Origin of the sequence: Alloyangia mangrovi, assembly GCF_002300555.2 — a bacterium.
Taxonomy (GTDB): Bacteria; Pseudomonadota; Alphaproteobacteria; order Rhodobacterales; family Rhodobacteraceae; genus Salipiger; species Salipiger mangrovi.
On the sequence record NZ_NTHN02000062.1, the window covers coordinates 18,951 to 30,480 of the forward strand.

The following is an 11,530-nucleotide window of genomic DNA, read 5'->3' on the forward strand; positions in this document are numbered from 1 at the left end:
CATGGTCGGACCCGATCCCACCCTGCGTCCCGAGCCGCTGCCCGAGGACGAAGGCCGCGCGCTGCGCCCGCAGATGCTGGGCGATTTCATCGGCCAGGCCGAGGCGCGCGCCAACTTGCGTGTGTTCATCCAGTCGGCCCGCTCGCGCGGCGAGGCGATGGACCACACGCTGTTCCACGGCCCGCCCGGCCTCGGCAAGACGACGCTGGCGCAGATCATGGCCCGCGAGCTGGGCGTCGGCTTCCGCATGACCTCGGGGCCGGTGCTGGCCAAGGCCGGGGATCTGGCGGCGATCCTGACCAACCTCGAGGCGCGGGACGTGCTCTTCATCGACGAGATCCACCGGCTCAACCCGGCAGTCGAGGAGGTGCTCTACCCGGCGATGGAGGATTACGAGCTCGACCTGGTGATTGGCGAAGGCCCGGCCGCGCGCACGGTGCGGATCGAGCTGCAGCCCTTCACGCTGGTCGGCGCGACAACCCGGCTTGGCCTGCTGACGACGCCGCTGCGCGACCGCTTCGGCATCCCGACCCGCCTGCAATTCTACACCGAGGATGAATTGCACGAAATTGTCAGCCGCAATGCCGTGAAGCTGGGGGTGCGCGCCGAGCCCGAGGGCGCGCGCGAGATCGCCCGCCGCGCGCGTGGCACACCGCGCATCGCCGGGCGGCTGTTGCGCAGGGTGGTGGATTTCGCCGTCGTGGAAGGTGGCGGCGTGGTCACCCGTGACCTGGCCGACGGCGCGCTGACCCGGCTCGGCGTGGACCAACTCGGCCTCGACGGGGCCGACCGGCGCTACCTGACGCTGATGGCCGAGAATTACTCGGGCGGGCCCGTGGGGATCGAAACGCTCTCGGCGGCACTCTCGGAAAGCCGCGATGCGCTCGAGGAGGTGATCGAGCCCTACCTGCTGCAGCAGGGGCTGATCCAGCGCACCCCGCGCGGGCGGATGCTGGCGCAGCGGGCCTGGGATCACCTCGGCCTGCCGGTGCCGCGTCCGCAGGGGCCGGGGCAGGGCACGCTCTTCGACGGCTGACGCGCCGCCGGGCTTGCGCGGGCGCCCCCGGCATGGCAGGTGGAGCGCCGCGTGGCGGGTGCTGCGCCATGCGTATTTGTCAAAGAGAAGAAGGGGCGAGCCATGGACGCGGCCGAGGTCGAAGCGCTGTTTACCCGCGAGGACGGAAGCTATCTCTGCGCGCGCTGGGGGCGGCCGCTGGTGCCGGTGGTCTTCGGGGTGGAGGATGCGACACTTTCGGTGGTGAAGGGCGCCTTCGAGGGGGTCTGCGCCATGTCCGGCCACAAGATGGCCGAGCATGACCCGGAGCTTGGCGCCAACGTGATGGTTTTCTTCTTCCGCGACTGGGCCGAGCTCATGGAACTGCCGGATCTCGGGCGGATGATCGACGGGCTGCCGGAGATGGTGGAACGGCTGCAGGCCGGCGGGGCGAACCAGTACCGGGTGTTCCGATTCGACAAGGACGGCGCCATCAAGGCGGCCTTCGTCTTCCTGCGTATGGACGAGAGCCTGTCGCAGATGCCTGCCGAGGACCTTGCGCTGGCGCAAGTGGCGCAGGTGATGCTGACCTGGGGCAATGGCGCCTTTGCGTCCCGCTCGCCGCTGGGGCGGCTCGGGGACGGGCGCGTGGTGCTGCGGCCGGAGATCGGCGCGCTGATCCGCGCCGCCTATGACCGGGTGATGCCGCCTGCCGCCATCGACCCGAGCCACGCGCTGCGGCTGGCGGCGCGCACCGGGCTCGCCTGAGGCCCCTGCGCCTAGCCTGACACCTGGCGCGCGATCTCGCGCAGGTGGCGCAGGTCGGTGCCGCAGCAGCCGCCGAGCACGCGCAGTCCCGGATGGCTGCGCTGCAGGGCGGCGAGTTGCGCACCCAGTTCTTCGGGGTTGCCGTCATCGAGCGTGTCGCAGGCGTCGAGCTCGGCGTGGCTCTGGCGAGAGGCATTGGCGACGATGCCCGCCAGATGCGCCTCCCATTCGCCGCCGTCGAAGGCCTCGGCGATGTGGTCGGGGTGGGCGCAGTTGACCATGATAGCGGCGGGCTCCGCCGCCCCGGCGAGGCGCTGCACCGCCTCGGACAGCAATGTGCCGTCGGCGAGGCGTCCATCGGTTTCCACGGTGAAGGCGATGAGCGCGGGAATGCCCGCCTCTTCCGCCGCCCTGGCGATGCCGATCGCCTCTCCGGCGGCGCCGAGCGTATAGGCGCTGACCATGTCGGCCCCGGCCTCGGCGGCGGCGCGGACCTGCGGGCCGTGGTAGGCCGCCGAGGCTTCGGCGGCGGCCATGCCGGGCTGGTAGCCGTCGCCCTGCGGGCCGATCTGCACGCTGATCCGGGTGGAGACGTCGAGATGGGTCGCGGCCATCTCGCGCAGCAGCGCCACCGCCTCTTTGGTGACGCGGATCAGATCATCGGCGGCGTAGCCCACGGGCGCGGCGCGGTCGGGGTTGGCCATCCAGGTCGGCGTGTCGAGGATGATCCCCGCACCGGTCTCGCGGCCGATGGCGATCAGCGCCTCGGCATAGCCCCGCAAACGGGCGCGGCCCTCGGTCTCGTCGATCATCGGGAAGGCGGCGAAATGCGGAAGATCGACGCCGTGGTTGAAGATCAGGTCGGTCTCCATCCCGGTCCAGGCGATCCAGGTGCGGTCTGGGCTGAGTGTCATCGCGCTGGTCCTCCCTAAAGCCCGGGGCGATGGCACGAGTGTAGCACGAAATGCGCGCGCCGCCGCGGCCTGTGTGCGGCGGTGGCGGAAAGCCGAAGGGCCGTCCATGCGGACGGCCCTTCGACTTGGTCTCCAGCATGAGGCAGGCCCTGGATCAGGCCTTGGCGCCCACCATGCCGACGATCTCGTAGGTCTTCTGCAGGATCGGGTCCGCGATGGCGCGGGCGCGTTCGCTGCCTGCGGCGAGGATCGCGTCGATCTGCGCCGGGTCCTGCATAAGCCGGGCCATCTCGGTGGAGATCGGCGCCAGCTTGTCGACTGCCAGATCGACCAGCATCGGCTTGAATTCCGAGAACTGCTTGCCGCCGGCCATGGCCAGCACCTCGTCGACGCTTTGCCCGGCGAGGGCGGCGTAGATGTTGACGAGATTGCGCGCCTCGGGGCGGCCTTCGAGGCCCTTGGCCTCCGACGGCAGCCCGTCCGGGTCGGTCTTGGCCTTGCGGATCTTCTTGGCGATGGCATCGGCGTCATCGGTCATGTTGATGCGCGAGGCGTCCGAGGGATCGGACTTCGACATCTTCTTCGAGCCATCGCGCAGGCTCATGACGCGGGTGGCGGCGCCCTCGATCACCGGCTCGGTCATCGGGAAGAAATCGGTGCCGTAGTCGTGGTTGAACTTCGCGGCGATGTCGCGGGTCAGCTCGACGTGCTGCTTCTGGTCCTCGCCCACGGGCACGTGGGTGGCGTGGTAGAGCAGGATGTCGGCGGCCATCAGCGCGGGGTAGGCATAGAGGCCCAGCGAGGCCTTCTCGGCGTTCTTGCCGGCCTTGTCCTTGAACTGGGTCATCCGGTTCATCCAGCCAAGCCGCGCGACGCAGTTGAAAATCCAGCCGAGCTGGGCGTGGCCGGCGACCTGGCTCTGGTTGAACAGGATCGACTTTTCCGGGTCGAGGCCGGAGGCAAGGTAGCCCGCGGTCAGCTCGCGGGTCTGCCGGCGCAGCGCCTCGGGATCCTGCCAGACGGTGATCGCGTGCATGTCGACGACGCAGTAGATCGTCTCGATCCCGCTGTCCTGCATGTCGACGAAACGCTTGATCGCGCCGAGGTAGTTGCCCAGCGTCAGCCCGCCCGAGGGCTGGATGCCGGAAAACACGCGCGGCGTGAAGGCAGAATTGATGTCGCCCGCGTCGGACATGGGCTTCCTCCGTCTGGAAATTCGGTCCCGGCTGGCTTACCCATGCCCCGACATGCCGTCAAGAAAGAGGCCAACATGGCGCACAACCACAATGTCTCGCCGTTCAATTCGATGCCGCCCGCGATCGTGGCGCTGGCCGTGGTGATCGTCGGGGTCGAGGCGGCCTTCTCGCTGGGCGCGCGCGGACTGCTGGGCGGGCCGGGCGCGGTGGGCTGGCGGCTCGATGCGCTGCAGCGCTTCGCCTTCTCGAATGAGATTTGGCATTGGATGCTGTCCACGGGGCAGTTCCCCGCGCAGCACCTGCTGCGCTTCTTCAGCTACCCCTTCGTGCACGCCAGCTTCAGCCATGCCCTCTTTGCCGCGGTGATGCTTCTGGCGCTCGGCAAGATGGTCGGCGAGGCGCTGGGGACCCCGCGCACGCTGGCGATCCTCGCGGTCTCGTGCTTCGGCGGGGCGCTGGCCTATGGCTTCCTGAGCACGCCGATCCCGCTGATCGGGGCCTTCCCGCCGGTCTACGGGCTGATCGGCGGCTTCACCTACCTGCTGTGGCTGCGGCTGGGGCAGATGGGCGCGCAGCAGGCGCGGGCCTTCTCGCTGATCGGCATCCTGCTCGGGATCCAGCTGCTCTTCGGCCTGCTCTTCGGCGGCAGCCTTGATTGGGTGGCGGATCTTGGGGGTTTCGCCTCGGGCTTCGTGCTGACCATGGTGCTGGTGCCCGGCGGCTGGGCACGGCTGCGCGAGCGGCTGCGCCAGCGGCGCTGAACCCGGCGGATCAGAACATGTCGGCGGGCAGGATCGGCAGGGCGCGGGAAAACTTCCGCCCCGCCGCCTGCGGGTAGGGCAGGATGAAGCCCTCGCGATCCTCAGGCGGCTGCGCGGCATTGCTGAGCGCCGCCTGACGCCAGGTGCGGGCGCTGACCGGGTCGTGGCCGTTCAGGTGATCGCGGAGCCAAGCCTTCGCCAGCCGTCGCTGCAGGTCATGCACGGCGTCGGGCTTGCGGAAGAGCACCGAGGCCTCGGTGTCCCAGCGCAGGCTCCGCCCGTTGAGGTTGGCGGAGCCGACAAGGCCGACACGGTCATCGACCAGCATCACCTTCGAATGCACGTAGATCGGCCCCGAGCCGAGCAGATCCGGGATTTCCTCGGGCGAGTCCTGCTGTTGGCCGGGCGAGACGATGGCGGCGCGGTCGCCGAAGGCGCGCTGCACCAGCGTGACCGCCTCGGTCTGCAGCGCATGGCCGTGGCGCGTGTCCCAGCCGTCGTTGCCTTCGTAGAGCACACGGTCGGGGAAGGAGGGCATGAGCAGGACCAACTGCAGCCCGGGGTTGCGCTCCGCAGCCTTCGCCAGCGCCTCGGCGACCGGGCGGTGTCGGAGGAACTGGGTCTCGATGTAGATGTGCCGTTGCGCTTCTCCGATCATGCCGAGCACCGCCTTCTCGTGCTCGATGATCGAGGGGCGGGGAGAGAGCCGCGCGGCGCCCGGGCAGGGCGCGGAGAAGGTGCGTACGAGGCGCAGGTCCTCGGGCGCTTTCAAGCGCTCGCCGGTGCCGCGGCGCTCGGCCTCGCCTGTCACGCAAGGCGTGTCGTAGTCGAGCGCGGTGTTCCAGCAATCGTCGAAATGGCCGCGCAGGGCGGCCGCGAAATCGGTGTCGTCCACCTGCATCGACACGTCGTGCCAAGTCTCATCGGCGGGGCGATCGTGCTCGGGGGTGTCAAAGCGGCGCTCGTTGATGTCGAGCCCACCGATCACGCAGGCCTTGCCGTCGGCCACCGCGAATTTCTGGTGGATCGTTACCGGGCGCAGCAGAACGGCACCCTTCAGCACCGTGCGCTGGACGGGGGTGAGGGTGGTGTCGTCCTCGCGGCGCAGCTCGGCGATGTAGCGGGCGATCTTGCCGCGCATGGCCCACCGCCAGAGCCAGCCGGCGTTCTGCCCGTGCGGCGCGCAGAGGATCTGCACGTCGCCCGAAAGCCGTTCGGCAAAGCCCATGGCCGAGCGCCAGGCGCCCCGGTGGAGGGACGAGGTGAAGACCGGGTCGAAATCCGAGATGATCATCCGCAGCGTCACGCCGCGCCCGGCCACGTCGGCCAGAAGATCGGCCCAGTTTTCCAGACCCTGTTCACGGAGCTCCGGGCTGCGGAGCTTGGTGCGGGGATCGAGGATGCGGAAGCTCATCACGAGCTCGTGCTGCGAGGCATGGCAGAGCCGTTCGAGGGCGGGGAAACCCTCGGCGGCGGTGATCAGCGATGTCAGCGTCATGTGTCAGCCCTTGCGGCGGAATGCGGATCGGAACTCGGACAGGCGGAAGGCCCCAACGGCCTGGCCGGCGATGCCATAGGAAAGGATGCCGACGCCGATCAGACCGACGAGCGCAAGGCTCCGCCAGTAGCTTCTTTCAAGCAACGGCCCGAGCAACGACATGGTTCCCCAGAGAATCGCGCCCATGATCGCCGAGGCAAGGCAGATGCGCAGGACGCGCTGGCGGAAGCGGCTGTCGAAGCGGGCGACCTCGCCCAGTTTGCGCCCGCCCCAGGCAAGCTGCGCCACCATGGTCCAGGCGGCGACGGTGGTGGCAATGGCAGGAGCGTACCAGCCCAGCACCGGCGCGAGGCCGATCGCGAGCACCGCATTCACCGCCATGCACCAGAGCGCGTAGCGGAAGGGGGTGCGGGTGTCCTCGCGGGCGAAGAACAGCGGCTGCAGCACCTTCTGCATGACGAATGCGGGTAGGCCGAGCCCGTAGATGGCCACGGCAAAAGCGATGGCCTGCGCGTCGGCGACCGAGGTCGCGCCGCGCTGGAACAGCACCGACACGATCGGGAAGGGTGCCACCACCAGCGCCACGGCGGCGGGCACGGTCAGCGCCAGCGAAAGCTCGCCGGCGCGGGAAAAGGCGTGGCGCGCCCCGGCGTCGTCCTGCGCTTTCAGGCGGCGCGAGAGGTCCGGCAGCAGCACGATGCCGACCGCGATGCCGACCACGCCGAGCGGCAGCTGGTAGAGCCGATCGGCGGCGTAGAGCCAGCCCACCGCCTTTTCGAAGGTCGAGGCGACCTGCTGGCCGACCAGCAGGTTCACCTGCATTACCCCGCCCGCCAGCGCCGCCGGGATGGCGACCCGTAGCAGCCGCTTCATATCCTTTGTCCAGACCGGGCGGCCGGGGCGCAGGCGGATCCCGGCGCGCTCGGCGGCAATCCAGACGAGCACCAGCTGGGCCACGCCCGCGAAGGGAATCGCCCAGACAAGCCATTGAATTATCTCGCCTCCCATGGCCTTGCCGGTGACCATGGCGATGATCACGAAGATGTTCAGCAGCACCGGTGCCGCGGCGGCGGCGGCGAAGTGGCCGGTGGCGTTCAGCGCGCCCGAGAAGAGCGCGGCGAGGGAGATGAAGAGGATGTAGGGGAAAACGATGCGTCCGTAGCCGACGGTAAGGTCGAAGCGCGCGTCAGCGACGAAGCCCCCGGCGGTGGCCCATACCAGCGCCGGCATGAAGATCAGCGCCAGCGCCGAGATCACCAGCAGCACGAAGGCCAGCCCGTTCATCGCGTCGCTGCCGAACTTCAGCGGATTCTCCTCGCCCTCGTACTTCTTTGAAAAGATGGGAACAAAGGCCGCGTTGAAGGCGCCTTCGGCGAAGAAGCGGCGGAACATGTTGGGCAGGCGGAAGGCGGCCACAAAGGCGTCCATCAGCGGGCCCGGGCCGATGTAGGCGAGGATGAAGATCTCGCGCGCGACGCCGAGGACGCGGCTTGCGAGGGTCCAGAATCCGACCGTGAGAATGCCCGAGATCAGGCGGATTGGTTTCATGCTGCTGCTGCCTCTGCGCGTCTTCTTGGGCGCCAGAGGTAGACTATCGAAGGAGGCCGAGGAAGGGGGCACATCCGATGCACACTGCGTGCGGACGCGGGGGATGCCGGTCGCCCGCGCGGTCCGGAGCAGCTTCTGGCTGCGTTGCAGATTGCCGGGAGGTCAAAAGTGGAGTTGAATTCTCCGCGCCCTCGCCGCATGGCTGCGGGGTCGACGCGGCGTCAGCACCGGGCCGGCAAGCCGAGAGAAAGCCGTCATGTCCTTTATCTACTTCATCAACGGTCTGGTTTGCGTCTTCTTCGCGCTGCTCATGGCGCTGGTGGCGCTGCTCTTCCCGGGCACCGGCGCGACCTTCGGACTGTCGGCGGTGCTGGTGGGCATGGTTGGCGGCGGGGTGAGCCTGTCGACATGGTCGGACTTCCACGAACAGAACCGACTGCTGACCTTCCTGCTGACCTCCTCGGTCTGGGTGACCGCCGCCGTTGCCGGGGCGGTGCCGTTGTGGATGTGGGGGCTGACCCCGGTGGACGCGCTCTTCGAGGCCATGTCGGGCATCACCACCACCGGCTCGACAGTGATGAGCGGGCTCGACGAAACGCCGCGCGGGGTGATCCTGTGGCGGGCGCTGTTGCAAGGTGTGGGGGGCGTCGGCTTCATCGTCACCGGCATCGCCATGCTGCCACTGCTGCAGGTCGGCGGGATGCAGCTCTTCCGCACCGAAAGCTCGGACAAGGGCGAGAAGGAGCTGAAGAACGCCGCCGCCTTCGCCTCGGCCACGCTGCGCATCTACCTTGGGCTCATGGCGCTCTGCGCCTTCGTCTACCTTGTCGGCGGGATGAGCGTCTTCGATGCGATCACCCACGCGATGACCACGCTCTCGACAGGCGGTTACTCGGGCTACGACGCCTCCTTCGGGCATTTCACCAGCCCGTTCCTGCAATGGGCGGGGACGATCTTCATGCTGCTCGGCTCGCTGCCCTTTGCCTGGTACCTACGCATCGTGCTGCGCGGGGTGATCCGCAGCGAGCAGGTGGCGGCGATGCTAAAGTCGCTGGTGGCGGTGATCACCGTGCTGTCCGTCTGGCTCGTGGTCGACGAGGGGATGCCGCCGTTCGAGGCGGCCACGGCGGTGGCCTTCAACGTGGTCTCGGTGGTGACGACCACGGGTTATGCCACCACCGACTACACGCTCTGGGGACCGTTTGCCGCCGTCGCCTTCTTCCTGCTGACAGCGGTGGGCGGCTGCACCGGTTCGACCGCCGGCGGGGCCAAGGCGATGCGCTGGCTGCTCTTCGGGCGCGCGCTCAAGGCCAAGATGCAGACCATCCGGGCGCCCCACGCGGTCACCGCGATCCGTTACGAGGGCGCGCGGGTCGACGAGGACGTGATGAAGGGGGTGATCAGCTTCATGATGTTCTACGGGCTGACTTTCGGGGCGTTCACCGTGGTGCTCGACTTCTTCGGGCTGGACTTCGAGACCTCGGCGAGCGGGGCGTTGACCGCGCTCGCCAACGTCGGTCCGGGGGTGGGGCCGATCATCGGCCCGGCAGGCAATTTCGCCACGATGAGCGATCCGGTGAAGCTGGTGCTCTCCTTTGCGATGTATCTGGGGCGGCTGGAGATGATCACCGTCTACGTGCTGCTGACACCGCTGTTCTGGCGTGAAGTCGGCGATCTTCGGCGCAGCTGACACATATTGGGCGATATCCCGACGGCGGCCCCAGAAACCCCTGCTTTGGGATGACGCAAATATTACCCCACGTTAACGTTCGCGTAGCGGCGCTTGCTGGGCCGCCGATTCGCGCTTGGATTGTGCGCGGGTCGAGCGTTTCTGGAGGGAATTTTCGATGCGGATTGCAACACACGGCGCGGCGTTGCTGCTCGGGACGGTACTGGCCTCCGGCGGGGCGCTGGCGCAGGAGATTGCCGATACGATCTACTCGGGCGGACCGATCCTGACCATCAACGACGAGGCCCCCACCGCTGAGGCGGTGGCGGTGAAGGACGGCAAGATCCTCGCGGTCGGCACGATGGAGGAGATCTCGGCGCTGAAGGGCGAGGGCACCGAGATGTTCGAGCTTGGCGGGCGCACCATGCTGCCGGGCTTCGTCGACAGCCACGGCCACGTGGTGCTGGGCGGCATTCAGGCGCTGTCGGCCAACCTGCTGCCGCCGCCCGATGGCGTCGTGAACGACATTTCCCGCCTGCAGCAGGCGCTGCGCGACTGGGTCGCGGACAACCAGGCAGTGGTCGACTCGGTCAACATGATCATCGGTTTCGGCTACGACAACGCGCAGCTGGCCGAACTGCGTCACCCGACACGGGACGAGCTCGACGAGGTGTCGTCGGAAATCCCGATCATCATTGTTCACCAGTCGGGACACCTCGGGGTCGCCAATTCCAAGGCGCTCGAGCTTGCCGGGGTCACCGCGGAGACCGAGAACCCCGCGGGAGGCGTCATCCGCCGAGACGCGGATGGCACGCCGAACGGGGTGCTTGAGGAATACGCCTTCTTCGATACGCTGCTGCCCCTGATCAGCCAGCTCGGACCGAAGGGCTTCGAGGCCTTTGCAAAGGCCGGGGCGGAGATGTGGGCGCGCTTCGGCTACACCACCGGGCAGGAGGGCCGCTCGAGCGAGGGTAACGTCGCTGCGCTGAAGGCGGTGGATGCGCGGGGCGAGCTGCCGATCGACGTAGTCGCCTTCCCCGACGTGCTCACCTCGCGCGATTTCATCGAGACGAGCGTCAGCCAGGAGTATGACGGGCACGTGCGGGTGGGCGGCTGCAAGCTGACCATCGACGGCTCGCCGCAGGGCTTCACCGCGCTGCGTGACCGACCCTACTACGACCCGGTGGGGGATTACCCGCCCGGCTACAAGGGATACGCGGCGGTCACCGAGGAGCAGGTTAACGACTCGGTCGACTGGTGCTTCGGTCACGGTTTCCAAATCCTGACCCATGCCAATGGCGAGGGGGCCTCGGACATGCTTCTCGCGGCGATCGGGGCGGCGGAGGAGAAGTATGGACCGCCGACCAACCGCCCGGTCTTGGTGCACGGCCAGTTCCTGCGCGAGGATCAGATCGACACGATCAAGGCGCTGGATGTTTTCCCCTCTCTATTCCCGATGCACACCTTCTACTGGGGCGACTGGCACCGTGATCACACGGTCGGGCCGGTGAATGCCGAGGACATCTCGCCCACCGGCTGGGTGCGCGAGCGTGGCATGATGTTCGGCTCGCACCATGATGCGCCGATCGCTTTCCCCGACAGCATGCGGATCCTCTCGGCCACGGTGACCCGGCGCACGCGTTCGGGCGACATCCTGGGCCCGGCGCAGCGGGTGAGCGTGATGGACGGGCTGAAGGCCCTGACGATCTGGCCCGCCTGGCAGCATTTCGAGGAGGACAGCAAGGGCTCGATCGAGACCGGCAAGCTCGCCGATTTCGTGATCCTGTCGGACGATCCGACGGCGGTCGATCCCGAGACGCTGGCGCAGATCCAGATCCGGGTGACGATCAAGGATGGTGAAGTGATCTACGAGGCCCCGGAGGGCGAACAGAAGACCGAACTGCGCGACCGTCCGTTCCTTGGCGATCCCGAAATGGGCCACGAATTGCTGGATTCAATGTATGCGGCGATGCAGGCCGAGTGACCCTACCGTCGCCGGGTTGATCTCCAGCCGTTGAGGCAAAGAAAAAGGCGCGGAGGGCTCCGCGCCTTTGCTCATTCTGGATCAGGCCGAGGCGTGGGCCTTGCCGCGGCCACCACCGCCACCACCGCCGCTGCGACGGCCACGGCCCCCGCGCGGACGGCGGGCGCCACCGGGCTTGCCGGCGCTGGAACCGGGTTT

General features: G+C 68.1%; 9 protein-coding genes. 5 read left to right on the plus strand and 4 right to left on the minus strand.

Features of this window, described 5'->3' with window-relative positions:
* Window position 1 precedes the first annotated feature (1 nt).
* Both ruvB and CLG85_RS23250 read left to right on the plus strand, forming a co-directional pair.
* Window positions 2-1,036, plus strand: a complete 1,035-nt coding sequence (ruvB, locus tag CLG85_RS23245) for a Holliday junction branch migration DNA helicase RuvB (RefSeq protein ID WP_224844204.1) — start codon at window positions 2-4, stop codon at window positions 1,034-1,036.
* 102 nt (window positions 1,037-1,138) lie between these two features.
* Window positions 1,139-1,762, plus strand: coding sequence for a hypothetical protein (locus CLG85_RS23250; protein WP_224844202.1), 624 nt, complete (start codon window positions 1,139-1,141; stop codon window positions 1,760-1,762).
* Window positions 1,763-1,773: 11 nt separating this feature from the next.
* Here CLG85_RS23250 and CLG85_RS23255 read toward each other — a convergent pair whose 3' ends face one another.
* Together CLG85_RS23255 and trpS are read right to left on the minus strand one after the other, a co-directional pair.
* Window positions 1,774-2,676, minus strand: a complete 903-nt coding sequence (locus CLG85_RS23255; protein ID WP_260350119.1) for a homocysteine S-methyltransferase family protein — start codon at window positions 2,674-2,676, stop codon at window positions 1,774-1,776.
* A gap of 154 nt (window positions 2,677-2,830) precedes the next feature.
* The gene (gene trpS / locus CLG85_RS23260) at window positions 2,831-3,871 is read right to left on the minus strand and encodes a tryptophan--tRNA ligase (RefSeq protein WP_260350120.1); all 1,041 of its coding nucleotides are present in this window, start codon (window positions 3,869-3,871) and stop codon (window positions 2,831-2,833) included.
* 75 nt (window positions 3,872-3,946) lie between these two features.
* Here trpS and CLG85_RS23265 point away from each other — a divergent pair, with 75 nt between their 5' ends.
* Entirely contained in the window at window positions 3,947-4,633 is a 687-nt protein-coding gene (locus tag CLG85_RS23265; protein WP_095883013.1) for a rhomboid family intramembrane serine protease, read from the plus strand.
* A gap of 10 nt (window positions 4,634-4,643) precedes the next feature.
* Here CLG85_RS23265 and CLG85_RS23270 read toward each other — a convergent pair whose 3' ends face one another.
* Window positions 4,644-6,131 (minus strand): phospholipase D family protein, encoded by a 1,488-nt coding sequence (locus CLG85_RS23270; protein WP_095883012.1) that lies wholly within the window; start codon window positions 6,129-6,131, stop codon window positions 4,644-4,646.
* Window positions 6,132-6,134: 3 nt separating this feature from the next.
* Window positions 6,135-7,679, minus strand: a complete 1,545-nt coding sequence (gene murJ, locus CLG85_RS23275; RefSeq protein ID WP_095883011.1) for a murein biosynthesis integral membrane protein MurJ — start codon at window positions 7,677-7,679, stop codon at window positions 6,135-6,137.
* A gap of 256 nt (window positions 7,680-7,935) precedes the next feature.
* Between murJ and CLG85_RS23280 the strand changes: the two genes are divergently transcribed.
* Both CLG85_RS23280 and CLG85_RS23285 read left to right on the plus strand, forming a co-directional pair.
* Window positions 7,936-9,369, plus strand: a complete 1,434-nt coding sequence (locus tag CLG85_RS23280) for a TrkH family potassium uptake protein (RefSeq protein WP_095883010.1) — start codon at window positions 7,936-7,938, stop codon at window positions 9,367-9,369.
* A 157-nt stretch (window positions 9,370-9,526) separates the two neighbouring features.
* Entirely contained in the window at window positions 9,527-11,332 is a 1,806-nt protein-coding gene (locus CLG85_RS23285; protein ID WP_260350121.1) for an amidohydrolase, read from the plus strand.
* Window positions 11,333-11,530: the final 198 nt, after the last annotated feature.

What these genes read in the sequence shown, in the direction of transcription:
- CLG85_RS23255 (WP_260350119.1), bottom strand. Translation starts at nt 2,676, where the DNA reads ATGACACTCAGCCCAGACCGCACCTGGATCGCCTGGACCGGGATGGAG.
- murJ (WP_095883011.1), bottom strand. Translation starts at nt 7,679, where the DNA reads ATGAAACCAATCCGCCTGATCTCGGGCATTCTCACGGTCGGATTCTGG.
- CLG85_RS23285 (WP_260350121.1), top strand. Translation starts at nt 9,527, where the DNA reads ATGCGGATTGCAACACACGGCGCGGCGTTGCTGCTCGGGACGGTACTG.
- CLG85_RS23270 (WP_095883012.1), bottom strand. Translation starts at nt 6,131, where the DNA reads ATGACGCTGACATCGCTGATCACCGCCGCCGAGGGTTTCCCCGCCCTC.
- ruvB (WP_224844204.1), top strand. Translation starts at nt 2, where the DNA reads ATGGTCGGACCCGATCCCACCCTGCGTCCCGAGCCGCTGCCCGAGGAC.
- CLG85_RS23280 (WP_095883010.1), top strand. Translation starts at nt 7,936, where the DNA reads ATGTCCTTTATCTACTTCATCAACGGTCTGGTTTGCGTCTTCTTCGCG.
- trpS (WP_260350120.1), bottom strand. Translation starts at nt 3,871, where the DNA reads ATGTCCGACGCGGGCGACATCAATTCTGCCTTCACGCCGCGCGTGTTT.
- CLG85_RS23265 (WP_095883013.1), top strand. Translation starts at nt 3,947, where the DNA reads ATGGCGCACAACCACAATGTCTCGCCGTTCAATTCGATGCCGCCCGCG.
- CLG85_RS23250 (WP_224844202.1), top strand. Translation starts at nt 1,139, where the DNA reads ATGGACGCGGCCGAGGTCGAAGCGCTGTTTACCCGCGAGGACGGAAGC.